The organism is Leptolyngbya sp. 7M, from assembly GCF_018128485.1.
Map to the genome: position 1 here is coordinate 1,725,428 of NZ_CP070897.1, position 20,365 is coordinate 1,745,792.

14 protein-coding genes and 3 pseudogenes are annotated in these 20,365 nt (G+C 51.4%); 8 read left to right on the forward strand and 9 right to left on the reverse strand.

What is annotated here, in order from left to right; all coding sequences use genetic code 11:
• Positions 1 to 57 precede the first annotated feature (57 nt).
• From JVX88_RS08215 to JVX88_RS08255, 9 genes are all read right to left on the reverse strand, one after another.
• Positions 58 to 2,865, reverse strand: coding sequence for a cytochrome c peroxidase (locus JVX88_RS08215; RefSeq protein ID WP_211626851.1), 2,808 nt, complete (start codon positions 2,863 to 2,865; stop codon positions 58 to 60).
• A 187-nt stretch (positions 2,866 to 3,052) separates the two neighbouring features.
• Positions 3,053 to 3,886, reverse strand: a complete 834-nt coding sequence (locus JVX88_RS08220) for a tetratricopeptide repeat protein (RefSeq protein ID WP_211626852.1) — start codon at positions 3,884 to 3,886, stop codon at positions 3,053 to 3,055.
• Positions 3,864 to 5,627 carry a sigma 54-interacting transcriptional regulator gene (locus JVX88_RS41775; protein ID WP_211626853.1) on the reverse strand — a complete coding sequence of 588 codons (1,764 nt, stop codon included), beginning with the start codon at positions 5,625 to 5,627 and terminating at the stop codon, positions 3,864 to 3,866. The genes JVX88_RS08220 and JVX88_RS41775 overlap by 23 nt, the downstream gene beginning before the upstream one ends.
• 100 nt (positions 5,628 to 5,727) lie before the next feature.
• The gene (locus tag JVX88_RS08230) at positions 5,728 to 6,591 is read right to left on the reverse strand and encodes a tetratricopeptide repeat protein (protein WP_211626854.1); all 864 of its coding nucleotides are present in this window, start codon (positions 6,589 to 6,591) and stop codon (positions 5,728 to 5,730) included.
• A 9-nt stretch (positions 6,592 to 6,600) separates the two neighbouring features.
• Positions 6,601 to 6,951 carry a histidine triad nucleotide-binding protein gene (locus tag JVX88_RS08235; protein ID WP_211626855.1) on the reverse strand — a complete coding sequence of 117 codons (351 nt, stop codon included), beginning with the start codon at positions 6,949 to 6,951 and terminating at the stop codon, positions 6,601 to 6,603.
• Between the two features lie 38 nt (positions 6,952 to 6,989).
• Positions 6,990 to 8,282 (reverse strand): UDP-N-acetylglucosamine 1-carboxyvinyltransferase, encoded by a 1,293-nt coding sequence (gene murA / locus JVX88_RS08240; RefSeq protein ID WP_211626856.1) that lies wholly within the window; start codon positions 8,280 to 8,282, stop codon positions 6,990 to 6,992.
• A gap of 299 nt (positions 8,283 to 8,581) precedes the next feature.
• A complete protein-coding gene (locus tag JVX88_RS08245) occupies positions 8,582 to 9,124 on the reverse strand; it encodes a DinB family protein (protein ID WP_211626857.1) in 543 nt (180 codons plus the stop codon).
• Between the two features lie 6 nt (positions 9,125 to 9,130).
• Positions 9,131 to 10,423, reverse strand: coding sequence for a TolB family protein (locus tag JVX88_RS08250; protein WP_211626858.1), 1,293 nt, complete (start codon positions 10,421 to 10,423; stop codon positions 9,131 to 9,133).
• Between the two features lie 32 nt (positions 10,424 to 10,455).
• Entirely contained in the window at positions 10,456 to 10,917 is a 462-nt protein-coding gene (locus JVX88_RS08255) for a PDZ domain-containing protein (RefSeq protein WP_211626859.1), read from the reverse strand.
• A gap of 30 nt (positions 10,918 to 10,947) precedes the next feature.
• On the opposite strand from JVX88_RS08255, the pseudogene rplK reads away from it, so the two are divergent.
• The 8 genes and pseudogenes from rplK to hutH all read left to right on the forward strand — a co-directional run.
• A pseudogene (rplK, locus tag JVX88_RS08260) lies at positions 10,948 to 11,262 on the forward strand (50S ribosomal protein L11); the annotation flags it as partial.
• 75 nt (positions 11,263 to 11,337) lie between these two features.
• On the forward strand, positions 11,338 to 12,030 hold the full coding sequence (gene rplA / locus JVX88_RS08265) for a 50S ribosomal protein L1 (RefSeq protein WP_211626861.1): 693 nt from the start codon (positions 11,338 to 11,340) through the stop codon (positions 12,028 to 12,030).
• Positions 12,031 to 12,048: 18 nt separating this feature from the next.
• Positions 12,049 to 12,807, forward strand: coding sequence for a 50S ribosomal protein L10 (gene rplJ / locus JVX88_RS08270; protein ID WP_211626862.1), 759 nt, complete (start codon positions 12,049 to 12,051; stop codon positions 12,805 to 12,807).
• Between the two features lie 291 nt (positions 12,808 to 13,098).
• On the forward strand, positions 13,099 to 13,488 hold the full coding sequence (gene rplL, locus JVX88_RS08275) for a 50S ribosomal protein L7/L12 (RefSeq protein WP_410503776.1): 390 nt from the start codon (positions 13,099 to 13,101) through the stop codon (positions 13,486 to 13,488).
• A 545-nt stretch (positions 13,489 to 14,033) separates the two neighbouring features.
• Positions 14,034 to 15,917: pseudogene (locus JVX88_RS43930) on the forward strand (hypothetical protein); the annotation flags it as partial.
• 207 nt (positions 15,918 to 16,124) lie between these two features.
• A pseudogene (rpoB, locus tag JVX88_RS43935) lies at positions 16,125 to 17,822 on the forward strand (DNA-directed RNA polymerase subunit beta); the annotation flags it as partial.
• Between the two features lie 35 nt (positions 17,823 to 17,857).
• A complete protein-coding gene (hutI, locus tag JVX88_RS08285; RefSeq protein ID WP_263975574.1) occupies positions 17,858 to 18,814 on the forward strand; it encodes an imidazolonepropionase in 957 nt (318 codons plus the stop codon).
• Positions 18,814 to 20,352 carry a histidine ammonia-lyase gene (gene hutH, locus JVX88_RS08290; protein WP_211626865.1) on the forward strand — a complete coding sequence of 513 codons (1,539 nt, stop codon included), beginning with the start codon at positions 18,814 to 18,816 and terminating at the stop codon, positions 20,350 to 20,352. The genes hutI and hutH overlap by 1 nt, the downstream gene beginning before the upstream one ends.
• The last annotated feature ends 13 nt before the right edge of the window (positions 20,353 to 20,365 follow it).

The following is a 20,365-nucleotide window of genomic DNA, read 5'->3' on the forward strand; positions in this document are numbered from 1 at the left end:
CCTTTCCAAATTATTGGAGAAAGATAGTCGGGCGGTCTTTTAGATCACGGCCGCGGGTTACGGGATATATGCCGCCGGTAATGGTGCGTCTCCCGAAAGTCCGAACGGGACCACGCCCAGTCCGCCGCTCGAGCGGTTGATATACCAGATAGATTGCGACGTCCTAAAGACCGCCGGATCTGCTTTTCCGTCTCCGTCGTAATCGCCTGCTACAGGAATATCCCCATTTAGACCGAACGGGAAAGCATAGTAACTAAAGTCCTCGCTTCTGAGCACATACCAGAATCCATTGCTTGGCCGCCAGAGTGCGATGTCCGCTTTTCCGTCTCCTGTGTAGTCGGCAGGCACGGCCTTATCCGTGGAAAGGCCGAACTGGAACGCTATAACGCCTGATGATGACCGGTTGATCCACCATTCTGCTCCGAATGGCCCATTTGCTCTGAAGATAGCTATGTCTGAACTGCCGTCATTGTCATAGTCCGCAACGATCGGCTTGTCGCCCGGCAACCCGAAATTCTCTGTCCTGAAGCCGCCTGAAGATAGCTGAATGAACCAAAGCCCAGCGGACGGCCTGAACAATGCAGGATCGGCCTTTCCGTCGCCGTCAAAATCGCCGGGAGCCGGGATGTCTCCTGCCGTGCCGAACGGAAACGCATAGAAGCTCAGGTCCTCGCTCCGTAGAATGAACCATTGTCCGGTCGATTCGCGCCAAAGCCCTACGTCAGTCTTCCCGTCGCCGGTGAAATCAGCTGGAACCAATTTGTCAGTTCCCTGCCCAAACTGGAAAGCAACCGTGCTTTCATTAGAACTTCGCTGGATCCACCATTCGCCAAGTCCGGGACGGAAGATAGAGACATCAGTTCGACGATCTCCGTCAAAATCCATAAAGGCTGGTTTTGCCTGGGCCTCGCCAAAAATGGTGAACGTAAACAAACGAGAAACGGCAAAACCGTTCGCGGCCACCGGATCGACAACATACCAGCGTCCGTAAAATGTGCGTCCGATCAAGGAAGGAGTATTGGGTATCGCAATACTAACTGAGCCCTGACCCGCCGGGTTCAGCGTAACCGTGCTGCGATGAAAATCACCGGAAGCCGGAATACTGCTCCCGACACCTGGATCCGCTGAGGCAATGACCAACGTTGCCGATGATGAGGCCAAAGACTGGCCGACCGCAACAGTAAAGCTCGGGTTTCCTAAAAGCGGCGGTTCAATGGCAACGGCATTTGGTGTAAGTCCGCCTGTTCCGGCTCGGCCTGTTCCGCTGATGACCGGCACGCGATTCGATTCAGTATAAAGTTTCGGCCGGTCGAATGGTGGAAGCTCATCCCTTACCCTAACATCGGTCAGCGGGCGCTTCAGAAATGCGACCAGATCAGCCTGTTGTTGGGGCGAAAGCCCGAGCGGACGTATCAATTGACGGTCGATGTTCGGGGCATTATGATCACCGCCACGGTTGTAAAATGCCACGACATCTTCAAGTGTAGCGAATCTTCCGTTGTGCATATACGGCCCGCGCAGCTCAACGTTTCGCAAGATCGGGGTTCTAAATTTCCCGTTGTCCTCCGGATTTTGTGTTACTGCACCGCGGCCCGGATCATCGGCCGTTGGCCTAACGCCGATATTGTGAAAGATATGATCGGTCATCAAGGCACCGTCGTGACATGCGGCACATTGGTTATTTATGAAAACCTGGCGTCCGCTCTCTTCCTGCGGCGTCAATGGTTCGATCTGCGCGGCCCAACGATCAAAAGGTGTCCGATCGGAAAAAAGCGTTCTTTCATGGGTCGCTATCGCTAAAGCGATGCGGGCAGGGGTTACCTCCGGCGTACCGAACGCTTCCTCGAAAAGCTCCGGATAGGTTCGCCCTCCGATCCATTCCTGCAGCGATTGCGGAATGTTCCACGCAAGAGCGAGCGGTTTTACACCATTCATTCGCGCAGCGGCATCGACCCAATCGCGCCCATTATGAGCCATTTCGACCGGCGAAAGCGGCGGTCCTACCGATTGGCTTTCAAGCGAACCGCGGTCATTCAAGATCACTGCGTTCGAAAGCGGGTCACGGAAAATATTCTCTGCCCGTCCGTCCCAGAAAAGCCCGATCGGTTCGTATGCTGTGTTCAAGTATGTAGGCGATTTCCTATTTGTAACTTGCGGACGAAGACCAAAGATCGGGGCTCCGATATAATTACCGCTTGCATTGCTGCGAGGAACACCGGGCGAACCAAAAATATCATCATCCGTGTTGAGTATCCCATCGGGACCGGGGTTACGGGCCATTATATCCCCGATCACGGTTCGTGGATCTGAACCACCTTCTGCCGGACGATGACACGTACCGCAGGAAACCGTTCGTGTGGATGAAAGCTGTTCATCCCAAAATAGAACCTTGCCAAGAGTGGCTTTTGCTGCGGTCACAGGATTCGCGGTTGGAGAGACCGGTGGTTCCAGCGGCACCTGCGGCCCTGGCACTATAACTCCATTTGCCCGGAGGCCTTGGTCCGCAGAGCTCAACTCGCTGTTTCCCGAGGAATTCTCAGCGCGTACCCAATAAAAGTAGTTCGTACTGGTAGCGGCCGTCGTATCGAAGAAATAGTTTGCCGCCGTCGAGCCAATTTCAGTTGCCGTATTCGGATCGTTAGATGTGCTGCGGAATACTCGGTACGTGGTCGCCCCGCGCACCGCATTCCACATTACGCCTATCTTATTCACATAATCACCATCAGAGGCGTTAACGCCGGTCGGTGAAGACGGAACCGCAGCGAAAGATCGCCCTTTCACAGTAACCGGACTATGATCAAACGCAAGAAATACCAATCCGAACAAGCCGAACGCGGCCAGTACGACGAATTTTGATCTGGACATTAAAAGTGACTCCAATAACTCTGACGAAGAATCGAATTCCCGACCGTAACTGAAAGAAACACAGCGGGAAAAACCGTAAAAGTTTATCAAAGCACGGAAAACGATACAATCCGAAATTTGAAGAGTCCTGTGCTCTAATTTCTCGGCCCTGCTTGACAGCTCGGACTACTCGGCGTTTCCCGTTTACCTATTGCTTAAGCCCAGTATCCAATTTGCGAGCCTCTGAGAATTGTTTCTCAGCAATTCGATCCATTCCAAGATTCTTCAGCCGCGTACCAAGCATCCATCTGAAGCGAGCGTCTCGGGGGGTGAACTGTTCTGCTCGCCGTTCGAAAGTTGCCGCGGTATCCATTGCGCTTCGTACCTCTGCGGCCCCCGCAAGAAAATTATTCGCAAGCGGCAGGCCCGATCCTTTCTTTACCGCCGCCTGCCATGCCGCTTCAGCCTCTTCCACCCGACCCAACCGCCAGAGTGCTTCACCCAATTCCTCATATCCGGCCGCGAGATCGGAGCTTGTCTCGAGGGCGCTTTTCAAACTCACCAAAGCTTCTTCCGCTCTGCCCGATCTGCTTAGGATGGCCCCGCGATAATACAATGAAAGCGTTCTTTGCCTTCCCGTGCTCAAGGCTGCGGCTTTATCAAGAAGCTCTGCGGCGGTCTCTTTATTTCCGGCAAGATATTCTAACCAAGCTAGCTTTGGCATTGCATCGACGTTTGTAAAGAGTCCCGATCTCATCGCCCGATGGAGATGGTCTTTACCTATCTGGACATTGCCACGGTCGGCTTGCGTCAGCCACCGTGATGGATCGGAAGTAGCAAGTGCCAATTCATCCGGTATTGTTATGTTCTCAAAGGCCCTTGCACCAGCCGATTCGTGATAACGGATATATCCGCTATGTGCAACGAGAGCCAGCCAGAGCATTGCGAAGGCAGCAAATATCCCGCCGCGTAAGGTGAAACGTCCGCCAGTGCGAAGGCTCTTGCCGTAAAATGTCTGATCAGCTGACCGGAAAAGTTTCAAGAGTTTCAAACCTAAGAACGTACTTACGATCGCGATGCCTATCGCCATCAGCATCGGGACAAGCTGGTAAACATTCCAGACAGCAAAAAGCGAAGCAAAGAAAATGATAATGCCCAGAATCTCTTCGCTCCACGTAAGCGAATACCCGGTACCAGAAAGATCCTTCGGTTTTTTCAAGGTCAACGTTGCTTGCTGCGATGACCCTAACGTCGGTCTTCATTACTTTGTTGCCGCCAACGCGTGTGAACTCGCCGTCCTGAAGTACCCGCAAAAGTTTGACCTGTGCCTGCATAGGCATCTCGCCGATCTCGTCAAGGAAAAGGGTCCCGCCGTCTGCTTCTTCGAATTTCCCCCTGCGCAGATTCCGCGCGTCCGTGAATGCCCCTTTCTCGTGTCCGAACAGCTCTGATTCTAGAAGCGTTTCCGGGATGGCCCCGCAGTTGATCTTTATGTATGGCTTTCCGTCCCGCCCTGAATTGAAGTGGATCAGATTTGCAAGAAGCTCCTTTCCGGTTCCCGATTCGCCTTGTATCAACACTGTTGTGTTCGTGTTCGCAACGCTAAGTGCTAACTCAACGGCCCGCTGTATTCCCTTCGCTTGCCCAATTATCTCGCTGCTCCGCTGATACAGTTCTGCCTTTAGACGCATTACCTCGGCAGAGAGCCGGTCACGTTGCAAAGCTGTCCCTATCTGATCCGCAATACCTTCGACAAGAGCTATGTCATGGTCTTCGAACGTTATTGGATCGCCCCAGACGAAACCCAGCAAGCCGAATGTCCTTCCTTCGACCCGCACCGGCGAAAGTAGTGCAGCCTTTCCGCCTAGTGACCTATTGAATATCAGCCGAAGAGCAAATGGCAGCTCCGCATCTGTTACGGAGCGTGTCCGTCCATCACGAATAAGCCCTGCCACGGCCGGGAAAGTATTAATATCAAGTGCTCGTCCGTGGGATTCAACGATCTTCAACACTCTACTCGGTGTTTTGCCTTCAGCGGCTTTGAATGACGCAAGCGAGATCCGCTTTTCTGTCTGATCTATGACGCCCAGTGCTCCATAATCTGCTCCGACGAGACCTATGGCTCGCTCAAGTGCCCGTGCTGAGACCTCATTGAAATCTGAATGAGAATTCAAAGTATTTGCGATCTCCAGCAATGCGTTCGTTCGTCGTGTTTCTTGCTCTTGTGCCACGTAAAGCCGTGTGTATTGATAACCGATCGCCATCTGACGAGCTATCGATTCGAGAAATTGGACCTCTTCGTCAAGCCAGATACGGGGCTTATTGGTATCGTGTAGCCCGAGCAGACCGATCACATTTCCGCTCAAGCTGATGGGTATTATCAAAAGTGAGCGTGTCTCAAGGGCTTTTGCGAAGAACTTAAGCGTCGGGTCTTTCGCTTTGGCAACGTCGTTAATGCGAATCGGAACAGAGATATCAAATTGTTCGGAAAGGCGTTTTCTATCTATCGGAATAACGGTTCCCTTACTCGACGGTATCCCTTTCTCCCGCCGCCATTCGTGGCTTATGCGAAGCTCTTTATTGTCGACAAGCTGGAGGACATCACACCTGTCTGCCTCCAGCATCCGTCCGATCTCCGAGACTACAACATTCAAAAAACGCTCGATCTGTATGGTTTCAGGAAGGTCGCGGGCGAGGCGTTCGATGATCGCCTCACGAGCCTCATGCATTTTAAGCTTCCGATCAAAAGGGAGTTTGTCAGTTTCGTCTATCTCGATCTTCATTTAGCCACGCATAGACCGCATCGCATAAATTGCGGGTCAACTTGATACAAATATGCCAACCTGATACACAATACGATCCCGCGTTACATTTTAACACAGATCAACGAGGTCGGTTGGCAGCCGCAGGAGTTCGGAGCTGTCGAGGCTCTGGAGATGATTGAGTCGCTCGCGGTGATGGCTTTTCAGTAGGTTTTGTGTCCGGTCTTGATGTGTTCGAATTTGAGGTGTCAGACTGGGGCTCAGAGCGGGTGTTCGAACTTGAGGAACTATCTGTGTCTTTCTTTGCGGAAACGTAATCGATCCTGCTGCGTCCGGCTTCTGCATCTGAAAGCAATTCTTCTGCGTCAACATTTTCCGGATCCAGTTCCAAAGCTTTTTTTAGCGGAGCGATCGCTTCTCGGTACTGAGCGAGTTTTATCAAGATCTTGCCCAATTCTATCTGATACTGAGCATCCTCAGGATTAAGCTTTACTGCTTGCCTAAATGCCTTTGCAGCCTGCTCATCACGATTAAGTTTGTTGTAAGCAAGTCCAAGGCTGAAATATGCCTGATGATTTTCAGGATGCTCATCGACCACTTTTTTGAACGCATCGGCAGCCTTTTCAAACGCTATCTGTGAATTAGATTTCTTTTTCGGATCAGTATCTCCGGGGATCGGCTGATTCTCAAGATTCATCTGATCACGCATTTCAACCAAGGCATATGCTACGCCTAGATTGAAATAGGCGTCCGCAAGGCCGGGATCTAGCTTTACAGCTTGATTCAGTGCTGCGATTGCCTTCTCAACCTCGTCCTGATCGAGAAACTTTGTGCCCTCTGCCAAAGCTGTCTGAGCATCTGAGTACTCCGGAACTACTGAGACGTCGGTATTCGAGTTATCAGCCGTCTCCGATGTAGTACCGCCGCAGCCGATGAAAAGAAGAACCGCAAGGTATATAGATGGTAACAAAGCTCGTCGCAACATACGAAGAAATCAACCCGGTGGGAAAATGAACTGCCGGCCCGCAAGCAAATGGACGTGCAGGTGAAAAACGGTCTGGCCGCCATCCTCATTCGTGTTTATAACAACCCGATAACCGCGCTCGGAAAACCCGAGATCGCGAGCGATCCTTGCTCCAGTGACCAAAAGATGGCCTAGCATTTCCTTTCGCCCTTCATCCACACGATCAAGCGAATCGAAATGTTCCCTAGGAATGATCAGAATATGTCTCGGGGCTTGCGGATGCAGGTCGTTGAACGCGATACATATGTCGTCCTCGTAAACTCGAGTTGACGGTATCTCACCTTTTATTATCTTGCAAAATATGCAATCAGAATTTGCCATCAGCCTATGGGTAAATTAAATCATACCGCGTTAGGAAATTAAACTGCCTCTGCCACAGCGGAGTCTTCCGTAACCCTCTCAATATCAGCACCGATCGAGCGGAGTTTTCTAACGATCCGTTCATAGCCTCGGTCAATGTGATAAACGCGATCGATCAACGTTTCACCTTCGGCACACAAAGCAGCAAGAACCAACGAGGCAGATGCTCGCAGATCTGAAGCGATCACAGGAGCGCCGGTAAGCTTTCTGGGCCCCCTTACTATTGCCGTGTTCCCGTTGATATGGATATCGGCACCCATTCGGATCATTTCAGAAGCGTGCATGAACCGGTTCTCAAAGATAGTTTCGACAATTTTCGATGTTCCCTCAGATCGTGTCATCAGCGCCATATACTGGGCCTGCATATCCGTCGGAAATTTCGGGTGCGGTTCGGTTATCACGTCAGCAGCTTTCAACCCGTTACCAGAAACTCTTACCTTTAGCGTGGAGTCGTTCTTTTTTTCTATCTCAACGCCTACGTCCGAAAGCTTCGATATCACTGCCGCTAGGTGATCTGGACGACAGTGTGCTATCTCAAGCTCCCCGCCCGTTATCGCAGCAGCAACGATGAACGTGCCAGTCTCAATGCGGTCGGGGATAATCGTGTGTTCAGCCCCGCCCAATTCATCGACACCTATGATCTCGATCTCCGGGGTGCCTGCGCCGCTTATTTGAGCTCCCATTTTCTTTAATAACTCCGCAAGGTCCTCGATCTCCGGTTCCATTGCTGCGTTCCTGATGATCGTTCTGCCCCGCGCCAGCGATGCGGCCATCATCACATTCTCAGTTCCAGTTACCGTAACCTTTTCGAAATCTATTTGTGAGCCCTCAAGCCTACCCTTAGGAGCCCGAGCAACCACATCTCCGGATTCCAGCGAAACAGTTGCTCCAAGGCGTTCGAACGCCATCAGATGAAGATCGATAGGACGGGTACCGATCGCGCATCCGCCAGGCAAACTTACCTTCGCCTTCCCAAAACGGGCTAGCAAAGGCCCAAGAGCGAGCACGCTCGCACGCATCGTTTTTACAAGTTCGTAGGGTGCCTCAAATGTATCGATGTTCGCCGCGGTCACTCTGTGCGTGCGAAGCTCAGGTGTCAGTACCGTGGCTCCGAGGTCTTCAAGAAGGCGTCGTTGTGTGATCAGGTCCTTGACATATGGGACATTGTGAAGCGTGACCGTTTCAGCAGTTAAAAGCGTAGCCGCAAGGCAAGGCAGGGCAGAGTTCTTTGCACCGCCGATCTCTATCGTGCCTTTTAGCGGATTCCCGCCGCGGATGAGAAATTTATCCATACGTGGTCAATGATTTCGAATAATTAATAGTTATGGAAAGCAACACTTAATGTTATCATAAAAGGGCTGACGCAGCATTTGGTATTGAGGATCAAAGGGGCCGATTAGTTACACCAAAAGGGAACTTCTGCGGTGATCAATATTAGTTTGGTGTGGTTGTTTCTTTCTGATGAAAGTATTGCAACCTATCTTACGAAGAGATTCATCTCACCTTCAGCTTCGATCTATTTTGGATAGTTAAGAAGCATTTGTTTGGACAAATTGCCCCGGATGACAGCCCTCCGATCATCCGGGGCTGTTTATGTTGTTTGTTGGGTGGATAATGCGCGTCGGATCTGCCGCAAATGCCGCATCTGATGCCCTCCGCGAAGTACAAGCCATTCCGCGGCCGACAGCGGCCCGAAATACGGATGCGGGAATTTGTTCTCCGAATCATTGAACTGCAGGAATTTATCTTTTAGTTCGGCGAAAGCCTTGTCATTCTCGGCGATGAGATCAAGAGAATCGGTGATAGAGACATTTCCCGTGGGGCGAACCATGTCCGGTGCATCTAACTTCATTTTTCGAGCTTTATCAAAAAACTTCTCGACATCTTCAGAAACTAGAGGCCCTGCATTCTTGGTTGCCCCTCGTGACTCAGACTTTTCGAGAAGTTTAGTGCAGATCTTCACAATGCCCGCATCGACCACTGCAATGTGTTCGACGATCTCCCGGACAGACCATTCATCTGCCGATGCTTTGAATGTTGCGGCCTGATCATCTAGGCCCAAAACGGCCTGAGTAAGTTTCTCGCTCGCCAACGTGTTGGCTGTATATGCATCCTCGATGGTTTGAAGTTTCATAATCGCTCAGTTGTCTGCGGCTTGCGGAGCAAATACGAGCCGATGCCAGCGCGGAAAGCTGGAAACGCTGTCGGCCTCATTCAGCATCCGCTTTATAAAAGCCGTCTGGAAATATAAGAGTTCATCGGATGCCCAATGAAGGGCAACAATTGGATTGAATGATGCAAGCGTGTTCGGATCGGGAAGCGTCTCGGTGGACACATTCGCCTGGTTGCTGTTTGCAGGAGGAGCTTCAGATCCCTCAGGTGCATTCAATGATCGTGCCTGTTCACGGTCGTACGCCTGTGAGGAAAGCAGAAGGCTGTTTCGAAGTGGGATCGCAGCCTGCGTCGGCACTGTACCGCCCGCATCGTATATACGGACCTGATCATTATAAGCACAAGCGATCTTTTTAGAATCCGGCGACCAAACAGGATGTACCGAGGTTAATGAATCGTCAAGGAGACGTTCTCTACCGTTTCGCTCGACCACACGAGGTCTTCCGGCAGGTACGAAAACCTCTCCGCGAGACTTGGCCCCACGCTCGCGATATCCCCATTCGACTACCGTAGAGGCAAGAGTTACAAGCATTGAGCTGTCCGGCGACCATTCGTAGTAGTAGTAGATCAGACTCTCATTTTGCGTCAGTGGTCTGGTACCTCCGCCGTCGCTGTCCGCAAGATAAAGTTGGTCAGAGCGGAATGTAAGTATTCCGGTCGGCGGTTGCGGTGTCGAAACCGGAGCGGGTTCGTTCGTGTTCGAAGCTGTTTCCCTGTTCGCATTTTCATCTGCATCTTCCACCGGCACCACGGGCCCTGAATTTGATTCGCGTTCTGCCGGATTTTCTGGTACCGCAGTTGCAGTCCGAAGCATTGCAACAAATGCTACCGCACGCGAATCGGGCGACCAGCGAATGGTATCCGGAAAGTGAACGGCCATCAGGTCAGAGGTAAGTTTTCTAAGAAGTGTTCCGCCTGAGTCGTATAGATCTAAGCGATAATCACCTGGTTGATCTCCCGGTCGGCTATAAACCACGGCAGCCTTTTTCCCATCGGGCGAAGGAAATACGCGGTCTAAAGTTTCGGCGCTCCGATTCAGCTCAAAATCCCTCTGTATGCCTACATTTATCGCACCGTCCTGTTCTTTCGCAGCAACCGTCGGCGGAGGCACATCGGCCTCGTAACGGTAGCTTAATCTTACTGCAGGCACGTCAGAAAGCGATGACGGCCCGGTCCCGCTACCTGCCTTATCAGGCGGTGTGCATCCGGAAATAACAATAGCCGCAATAAGGAATAGGCCAAATTTATTGGATCTGATCATTTCTCTTGAAAGTGGTCGCCCGCAAAATGGGATCAAAGTGGAGAATTCAAATACTCCTGATACAACCGCTTCTGCAGTTCTGTCGCATTCGCCAACGGGGCGAATGTAAATGATTCTCGCAGATTCTCTCCAAGCACGAACTCGATGTCCCGAAGGCGATCGAACCTAAAGATCGTAAGTCTCACAGTATCTCCAGGTTTTCTTTCACCGATATACGTTTGCAGGAATGAAAGGTTCGCACGGTGCCCATCTACCGCGACGATCTGATCACCTATATTAAGGCCCTGTTCAAATGCCGGAGTTCCCGCACGTACTGTTCTTATGGTAAGGCGGCCCTGTTCCTCTGCAAGGTCAGCCCCGATGTATGATTTCCCTGCATCGTTCTTCGAGGCATTAAGCGAAAGTCCTATGCCATGAACGATAGAATTATAGTCAATCTCCTGTCTTCCGCGGACATAACCGCTGAAGAGATCCTCAAGGCTTTGGCCTGCCATCAATTCGGAGACCTTCTGAATATCTTGCGGTGCAAGGCATTCAACGCCAAGACGCAGAATGACGATCCGGATATGAAGATCCCGGTCGTGATAACCGTTTATGCCGATCGTTCGTTTACATTTGAGACCAAAACGCCGCCAGCTGGCGATCTGCTCAGAAAAGCTGCTGGTATCCCGAAAGGTTCGGGTAAACCGAATCGCGAAAAGGTAGGCACCATCTCGCGTGACAAGATCCGCGAGATCGCTGAAAAGAAAATGCCGGACCTTAATACGACGAACATCGAAGCAGCGATGCGAACTATCGAAGGCACGGCAAGATCGATGGGATTGACCGTTGAAGGATAGATCTCGAACAACAGATCTATTCGAAAGTAAATATTAGGGAGGAAGTGAAAGCTTCCGTTAATACCTGGAGGTAAAATGAAACGAGGCAAGAAATACCTTGCCGCTCTCGAAAAGATCGAGGCGGGCAAGAAACACACCCTTGACGAAGCGATCGCGAAACTTAAAGAGATCGCCTTCGCAAAATTCGACGAAACAGTTGAGTTGACGATGTGGCTCGGTGTTGACCCGCGAAAAGCGGATCAGCTTGTTCGCGGCACCGTTGTCCTGCCCCATGGGCTTGGCGGCGCAGCGAAACGCGTGGTCGTGATAGCTCAGGGAGACAAGATCAAAGAGGCAGAAGCTGCGGGAGCGGATATTGCCGGCGGTGACGATATCGTCGAAAAGATCAAAGGCGGCTGGCTTGATTTTGATGCATTGATCGCAACGCCCGATATGATGGGCAAGGTCGGACAGCTTGGTAAGCTTCTTGGGCCGCGCGGACTTATGCCGAATCCGAAAACGGGAACGGTAACGATGGACGTCAAGACCGCTGTCGAAGAGACAAAGGCAGGTAAGGTGGAATATCGCGTTGATAAAACGGGCGTTATTCACTCGCCTGTCGGAAAGGTCTCTTTTGATGAGGAGAAGTTGAAAGAGAACGCCCGCGTTCTAATCACGGCCGTGATGAAGGCAAAACCAAGCACGGCAAAGGGGCGCTATCTGAAAAAGATAAATTTAGCCGCAACGATGAGCCCGGGCGTCTTGCTCGATGAGCTGGCATACGTTTAGTGAGGAGCGATTGTAGAAATGAAAACAAGAGAAATAAAAGCAAAGGATCTGGCCGCCCTCACGGAATCGCTGAAGACGGCAAAATCTGCGATGGTCGTTAGTTTTAATAATCTGACCGTCGCTAAGGACCAGGAATTCAGGAACAATCTTCGAGCGGCTGGTGCGCAGTACAAAGTGGTCAAGAATACGCTTGCGCGACTGGCTGTCAAAGGAACTGATTACGAACAAGCGACCGATTCATTCAAGGGTGTAACCGCAATAGCTTGGACGGACAATGATCCGGTGGTGCTCTCAAAGGCGATCTCCAAGTTCATGAAGGACAACGCCGACCATTACACATTCAAAACAGGCGTTGTTGATGGAAAATTGGTCGATCTGAAACAGGTTACCGAGATCGCAAGTCTGCCTTCGAAAGAAGAGCTTATTTCAAAGCTGCTCTTCGTGCTTAATGCACAGGCACAGCGGATCGTTACCGTAATCAATGCTGTTCCGCGTGATCTGGCAGTTGTGATCAAGCAGATCGGTGAACAGGAAGGCCGCGCGGCTGGTTCGCCAGCTGAGGCAAAGGCTGAGGAGTCGGCTGCGGAAGCTGCGCCGGAAGCTCCATCTGAAGAAGCCGCTCCATCTGCTGATACCACTGACGAGAATGGTGGCGATCAGCCTGAAGCTCCGACAGAGGCGGCAGAAGAAGCTCAGAAAAAGAAGGAAGAAGAGCAGGACGCGTCTTCGCCGGAGGCGGAACAGGCTGCTGAAGCGGAAGAAGAGAGATCAGAATAGTTTAGAGGCCTTAAGTTCGATCCAGACCGAACACTAAGGCTTCATTTGAGATCGCGGGAAACGTCCCGCACAGAGGCCGTACTCAAGGAAAACGAGCCGGGTGATATGTCAGGTCACCTGTGCTGCTCGGACAAAAAGGAAAAGGAGATGCAACCTTGCCCTTAAGTCCCGTGGGTTCTATCGGCTGACAACAAAGCCGCGGATCGAGAATGGAATGTCGGACACCGATGGCCCATGAAGATTCGCGAATGGAAATAAGAACCCTATTAGGAGAAAGTAAAGAAAATGGCAATCACAAAAGACGACGTAGTCGAATATTTGAAGGGAATGACGCTTCTTGAGGCGTCTGAGTTAGTAAAGGAGCTTGAAGAGGTATTTGGCGTTTCAGCCGCAGCCGCAGCTGCTCCGGTGATGGTTGCTGCCGCGGGTGCGGGAGCAGGTGACGGCGCTGCCGCTGCTGAAGAAAAGGATTCGTTCGATGTTATCCTTTCGGCCGCAGGCGGCAACAAGATCGCCGTGATCAAGGTTGTCCGCGAGATCGTTGCGGGTCTTGGGCTTAAAGAAGCGAAAGATCTAGTTGACGGGGCACCGAAACCGCTCAAGGAAGGCGTTTCGAAGGAAGAGGCTGAGGAGATCAAGGCCAAGCTTACGGAAGCCGGAGCAACCGTCGAGGTTAAATAGATCGTCCCGAATTCATTTGGTCAGCCCGCTGCACAAGCCGCAGCGGGTTGATTTCAGCAAGTCTCGCTGATATTCTAACAGGGAGACTTTTCTCGGTTCCATTTGCCTGCTTTAATGGGTGTTGGGCTATGCTCAATTAAGTCCTTTGTGTAGAGCAGGTTAGAGCAGGATCGCTATAGACAGTGGGGAGTAAGTGTCCGGTTCAGACACACTCATAAAACCAGAATAAGACAGCAAACTGCTGAAAAGCGGTCGGGGCATACTATACCCTTGACCGCCTTTGCCGTCTTTTTTGAAAAACTTTTATCGGCGGAACCCGTCGAATATTTGAGCATCGTAACAGTATTCGACCGATAAATCAATAGGTATTTTCCTTGGCCAAATTCAACAATATGATCAACAATCCGCTTCAAAATAATTCGGCCGGGCTGGGCCGCAGGACCAGTCAGGCACCCGAACGCGTTGATTTTTCAAAGATCTACACATCAGCTCAGATACCGAACCTGATCGAGGTCCAGCGCGAATCTTATAACCGATTTCTTCAGATGGACCTTATCCCTGAAGAGAGGGACAATATCGGGCTTCACTCCGTTTTTAGATCTACGTTCCCTGTGTCGGATTTTCGTGAGACAGCAACGCTGGAATACGTTGAGTATCAGATCGGCAATTGGCAGTGTAAATGCGGAAACCTGGAAGGTTTGGAGCATCTCCGGGCAAACTGTAAAAGCTGCGGTTCAAAAATAAAGGTTGACCCGTTCAATCCGGCAGAAGTTCTTTGTAACAACTGCGGGACGTTCAATGCGGTTCGCCCGAATCTTTGCAACAACTGCGGCGAACCGGTCGGACTAAAGCATAAGCACGACCAGCAGGAATGTCAGGAGCGCGGTATGTCATACAGCGTTCCTCTAAAGGTCAAGATACGTCTGACGGTTTACGACAAGGACCCGGAAACCGGCACCTCGACCATCCGCGATATCAAGGAAGAAGATGTTTTCTTCGGCGAGATACCGCTGATGACCGACAACGGAACCTTTATCATAAACGGTACCGAACGCGTCATCGTGTCACAGCTTCATCGCAGTCCGGGTGTTTTCTTTAAGGGCGATCGCGATGAATATCTTGCGAAGATAATTCCCTACCGCGGTTCGTGGGTGGAATTCGAATACGACCAAAAGGGATTGCTGCACGCACGGCTCGGCAAGCGAAAGCTTCTGGCGACGATCTTTTTGCGTGCCCTTGGCCTGTGGCTTTCGCCGCAGATCGATATGAAGACCGTTTCTGACAGCATTTTAGAAGAAGTGGTCAAAAATGCTGAATACACGGATTCAGATATTTTGAAACTTTTTTATACGGTTGATGAGGCCGTCGTAGAAAAGGGCAAGCTTTTCATACGCGTTCCTCAAGAAGGCAACACGAACCTTGTCGGTATGCGTGCCGAAGAGGACATCAAAGACAAGAAAGAAGAGGTAACGCGGGTCGGGAAAAAGGTAACAAAAATGGCTCTCGGCGAACTTCGTCGGATGGGCCGTGAACGTGTTCAGGTAAACCCCAGCGATCTTGAAGGGGCCGTAGCTCTTGAGGATATCATCAACACAGAGACCGGTGAGGTCATAATTGAGGCGAACACGGAGATCGCCGCCGCGAAACTTCAGCAGATAATCGAAGAAGGCATTGAGAGCTTTTCAGTCTTTTTCCCGAAGAACGACATCATCGGCGATATCATTGCCAATACGCTCAAGAAGGATTCTATCTCGAAGCCGGTCGATGCCTTGCTTGAGATCTACCGCAAAATGCGTCCCGGCGATCCGCCAACTGTACCGACGGCTTATCACCTGCTCGAGGGAATGTTCTTCGATGCGCGCAGGTTCGATCTTTCACGCGTCGGACGTCTGAAGTTCAACATCAAGATGGGCCGCCCGGAACGCGATAAGATAGATGATCCGCTGCTTGAGGCAAAGGACTTTATCGATGTTGTTAACTACCTTCTTCGAATGAAGAAGGACAGCGAAAATTATACCCAGGATGACATCGACCATCTCGGCAACCGACGCGTTCGTGCCGTAGGCGAACTGCTTGAGAATCAGTTCCGCATTGGACTTGAAAGAATGGAGCGCGCGATCAAGGAGAAGATGTCCATTCAGCAGGATATGTTCACGACAATGCCGCGCGATCTGGTGAATGCAAAGCCGGTAACGGCAGCCGTCCGCGAATTCTTTGGTTCGTCGCAGCTTTCGCAGTTCATGGACCAGACAAACCCGCTTTCTGAGATCACGCACAAGCGGCGGCTTTCAGCGCTCGGGCCCGGCGGACTTTCGCGTGAGCGTGCGGGTTTTGAGGTTCGGGACGTTCACCCGACTCACTACGGACGCATCTGCCCGATCGAGACGCCTGAAGGCCCGAACATCGGGTTGATCTCCTCGCTTTCGTGCTTTGCGCGTATAAACCAGTACGGGTTTATCGAGTCACCATACAGGAAGGTCGAGGATGGACGGGTGGTCGAGTATGTCCTTGTTTCCAACGGCGGCGATACAAAGTTCAAGCCGCACGAGCATGTTCCATATGAGGACGTTGTAAAGGCGAACAAGAAGGTTGCTAAGGAAGGCGGAAAACAGGCCGAATTCGAACCATATCCCTTCTATCTAACAGCTTGGGAAGAGGACAAATATGTCATTGGGCAGGCGAACATCGAGCTTGATGATAAAGGCAACATAGTCCGCGATAGGGTTGCGGCGCGTAAACGGGGTGAGTTCATCACTGCCGATCGCGCCGATATTCAATATATGGACGTTTCCCCGAAACAGCTTGTTTCGGTTGCGGCATCGCTGATCCCATTTCTGGAGAATGACGACGCGAACCGTGCACTTATGGGTTCGAACATGCAGCGTCAGTCCGTCCCACTGCTGCGTGCGGAATCGCCATATGTCGGAACCGGTATGGAACGGATCGCCGCACGCGATTCGGGTGCGGTCGTTGTCGCCAAGCGAAACGGCGTGGTTGATTATGTGGACTCCGAACGCATCATTGTAAAGGCTGACCACAATGTGGACGGGACCATCTCCCGTGAGGTTACGGCGGATATCTATTCGCTCGTAAAGTTCAAGCGATCAAACCAGAACACCTGTATCAACCAACGGCCGATAGTTCAGGTCGGCGAACGTGTTCGTAAAGGACAGGTTATCGCTGACGGACCGTGTACCGACCGCGGCGAACTCGCCCTCGGACGGAACGTGTTGGTGGCGTTCATGCCTTGGCGGGGCTACAACTTTGAGGACGCGATCCTGGTTTCGGAAAGCCTTGTTAAGGACGATTATTACACGTCGATCCATATCGAGGAGCTCGAGATCGAGGCGCGAGATACGAAGCTTGGGCCGGAGGAAATAACGCGCGATATCCCAAATATAGGTGAGAATATGCTCCGCGACCTGGATGAATCGGGGATCATCCGCATCGGCGCGACCGTAAAACCGGGTTCTATCCTTGTCGGAAAGGTAACGCCGAAAGGTGAAACGCAACTTACTGCCGAGGAGAAACTGCTGCGTGCCATCTTTGGTGAGAAGGCCGGCGATGTGAAAGATGCCTCGCTTACGTGTCCGCCGGGTATCGACGGAACGGTCGTCGATGTTCAGGTATTTACGCGCAAGGGACAAGACAAGGATGCACGTTCTCTTGATATCGAGGCGATGGAAGAAGAAAGCCTTCGCCGGGACCTTGAGGACGAGATACGTATCCTTCAGGAACAGCGCGACGAACGCATCATTGAGCTTTTCGATGGACGTAAACTGCAAGCTGACCTGATGGACGGCAAAGAGCTTGTCGCAAAGAAGGGCACGACGCTGAATCGTGAGCTTTTGAGCGGTATCGACAAGCGGCTTCTGCAAAAAGCCCAAGTCTCCGCAGGCTCGATAGACATAGCCGCAGAGGTGAAGGAATATCATCAGCGAACCGAACGCCAGATCAACATCTTGTCCGATATCTATGACGAGAAGATAACGAAGCTAAAGCAGGGAGACGAGCTTCCGCCCGGCGTAATCAAGATGGTAAAAGTTTTCGTCGCTATGAAGCGAAAACTTTCCGTTGGAGATAAGATGGCCGGCCGCCACGGTAATAAAGGCGTTATCGCCCGAATTCTTCCGGAAGAGGATATGCCTTATTTGCCTGATGGAACGCCGGTCGAGATCGTTCTTAACCCGCTCGGCGTGCCTTCGCGTATGAACGTTGGGCAGATCCTTGAAACACATCTCGGCTGGGCCGCACGCGTTCTTGGACTTCACTTCGCGACGCCTGTATTTGACGGTGCCAGCGAAGAAGAGATCAAGGAATACATCCGCAAGGCGAATGGCTCGATATTCTTGCGGCGGGGGGCGGTATAATCTCTACTGTCAGAAACACACGTGAGGCTTCGGAAACGGAATTGGTAGAGGCCGCTCTTGCTCGGCTCGACAAGATGCTTGGCTGCGGCACGACCGTTTGCGAGATAAAGACCGGTTACGGACTCGACACTCAGGTGGAGCTGAGGATGCTTCGGGTGATCGAAGCCATGGATAAGCGGCACGCCATCAAAATAGTGCCGACATTTCTTGCGGCTCATACTATTCCGCTGGAATTCAAAAACGATACAGAGGGCTACGTCGAGTTAATATGTCGCGAAATGCTTCCGCAAGCGTGGGAGTGGTATTCGGGTTCGCATTTCATTTCCGACGAGACGCCGTTTTTCGTTGATATTTTTTGCGAGAGGAATGCGTTTGATTTAGAACATACAAAGCGAATATTTCAAATGGCTACTGGATTAGGTTTCCGGCTAAAAGCACACGTCGATCAATTCACTAATCTCGGCGGGGCACAGTTAGGTATAGAGAGTAGAGCGGTTTCGATAGACCACCTAGACGAGATCTCCGAGGACGAGATCGCATTGCTCGCCTCGAGTGAAACTATAGGAGTTGTTATTCCAACGGAGAATTTTAACAGCGGCAAGACTCAGTTCGCCCCTGCGAGGAAGATGATCGATGCAGGATGTGCCATAGCCCTGACGACCGACTATAATCCCGGCTCGGCGCCGTGTCCCTCTCAGCCGATGACGATGGCGATATCCTGCCGTTACCAGAAGCTTTTGCCTGCAGAAGCACTGAATGCAGCAACTATTAATGCCGCGTATGCAATTGGGCTCGGGGGATCTTATGGGTCCATTGATGTGGGGAAACGGGCGGACCTTAACATCATAGATGCCCATGATTGGCGAATGCTCGCATATGAATTCGGCGGAGATCTGATCGCTGAGACCATTATTGATGGATGGCCAGCCACTCGAGACAAGGAACGACCTATATAGTGACGCGTGAGATAGCAATTGATGGTGCAAGCCTGACCTTTGAACAGGTACTCGCGGTTGCCTACGGGCTACCGGGCGAACCTCGGGTCTCGTTAGACGAACAGGCAAAGGTTAAAGTTAATCGAGCCGCTGCCGCCGTCGATGCTCTGCTCGATCGCGGAGAGATCGCATACGGTATAACCACTGGATTTGGTGCGTTCAAGGACAAGATAATAAGTCGAGAACAAGTAGAAGAACTCCAAAGAAATATCGTGTTGAGCCATGCGGTCGGAGTCGGAGAGCCATTCGATACACCGACCGTTCGAGCGATAATGCTGATCCGGGCAAATACGCTGGCTCGTGGGTTTTCGGGAATTCGTCTTGAAACGCTCGAGCTTATTCTTGCTTGTCTCAATTATGGCGTTCATCCGATCATTCCGGAAAAGGGAAGTCTTGGAGCGAGCGGCGACCTTGCTCCATTGGCACATTTTGCATGTGTGCTGATCGGTGAGGGCAAAGCGGAATTCAGAGGTGAGGTGCTCCCGGGTGCGGAAGCTCTTGCCAAGGCGGGGTTGTCTCCACAAGTTCTCCGAGCCAAAGAAGGGCTCGCCCTCACAAACGGTACTACTATAATGACCGCCGTCGGTCTTTTGGAGACTGCAAAGGCGATCCGGCTCGCTGATCTCGCAGATATTTCTGGATGTTTAAGTCTTGAAGCACTTAATGGAACATTGATGGCGTTTGATGAACGCATCCACGAGATCCGTCCGCATCCACGTCAGGTTGATACAGCAAAGAATTTACGGAGCATTTTAGAAGGCAGCGAATTTGTACGCTCCTTTGATCCAACAAATGTTCAGGATGCCTATACGCTCCGGTGCATGCCACAGGTTCACGGTGCATGCAGAGACGCGGTCGCATATGCGGAATGGCTATTAAAGATCGAATTAAATTCAGTTACTGACAATCCTCTGATATTTCAGGATGATGATGGAGATATTGAGGTGGTATCAGGCGGGAATTTTCATGGAGAACCGCTTGCCCTAGCTTTTGATTACTTAACGATCGCCCTTACAGACTTGGGAAACATATCCGAACGCCGAATAATGCGTTTAACTGACGAAGCGTCTAACGCTCACGTTCTTCCGGCTTTCTTGACCGAATGCGGCGGGTTGAACTCCGGCTTCATGATCGTCCAATACACAGCGGCCGCGCTTTGTACCGAGAACAAGATCTTGGCACACCCGGCCAGCGTCGATACGATCCCAAGCTCCGCGAACGTGGAAGATCATGTTTCCATGGGAGTTACAGGCGTTCTCAAACTGCGCCAGGTTGTTAAGAATCTGACAACCATCCTCTCATTGGAATTATTATGCGCCTCACAAGGTATTGATCTGAGAAAGAAAAAGATCGGACCGGACAAGAGGTTGGGTAAGGGAACCTCTCGAATTTATGCGGCGATCCGTGAGTTGGTTCCATTCATCGAAAGTGATGAGTATATGAAACCTCACCTAGATGCGGTATTGGCAGTAGCAAACGAATTTGTAGAAGGTAAATAGAAATAGGAGAAGA

What these genes read in the sequence shown, in the direction of transcription:
- JVX88_RS08215 (WP_211626851.1), bottom strand. Translation starts at nt 2,865, where the DNA reads ATGTCCAGATCAAAATTCGTCGTACTGGCCGCGTTCGGCTTGTTCGGA.
- JVX88_RS41775 (WP_211626853.1), bottom strand. Translation starts at nt 5,627, where the DNA reads ATGAAGATCGAGATAGACGAAACTGACAAACTCCCTTTTGATCGGAAG.
- JVX88_RS08230 (WP_211626854.1), bottom strand. Translation starts at nt 6,591, where the DNA reads ATGTTGCGACGAGCTTTGTTACCATCTATATACCTTGCGGTTCTTCTT.
- JVX88_RS08235 (WP_211626855.1), bottom strand. Translation starts at nt 6,951, where the DNA reads ATGGCAAATTCTGATTGCATATTTTGCAAGATAATAAAAGGTGAGATA.
- murA (WP_211626856.1), bottom strand. Translation starts at nt 8,282, where the DNA reads ATGGATAAATTTCTCATCCGCGGCGGGAATCCGCTAAAAGGCACGATA.
- JVX88_RS08245 (WP_211626857.1), bottom strand. Translation starts at nt 9,124, where the DNA reads ATGAAACTTCAAACCATCGAGGATGCATATACAGCCAACACGTTGGCG.
- JVX88_RS08250 (WP_211626858.1), bottom strand. Translation starts at nt 10,423, where the DNA reads ATGATCAGATCCAATAAATTTGGCCTATTCCTTATTGCGGCTATTGTT.
- JVX88_RS08255 (WP_211626859.1), bottom strand. Translation starts at nt 10,917, where the DNA reads ATGGCAGGCCAAAGCCTTGAGGATCTCTTCAGCGGTTATGTCCGCGGA.
- rplA (WP_211626861.1), top strand. Translation starts at nt 11,338, where the DNA reads ATGAAACGAGGCAAGAAATACCTTGCCGCTCTCGAAAAGATCGAGGCG.
- rplJ (WP_211626862.1), top strand. Translation starts at nt 12,049, where the DNA reads ATGAAAACAAGAGAAATAAAAGCAAAGGATCTGGCCGCCCTCACGGAA.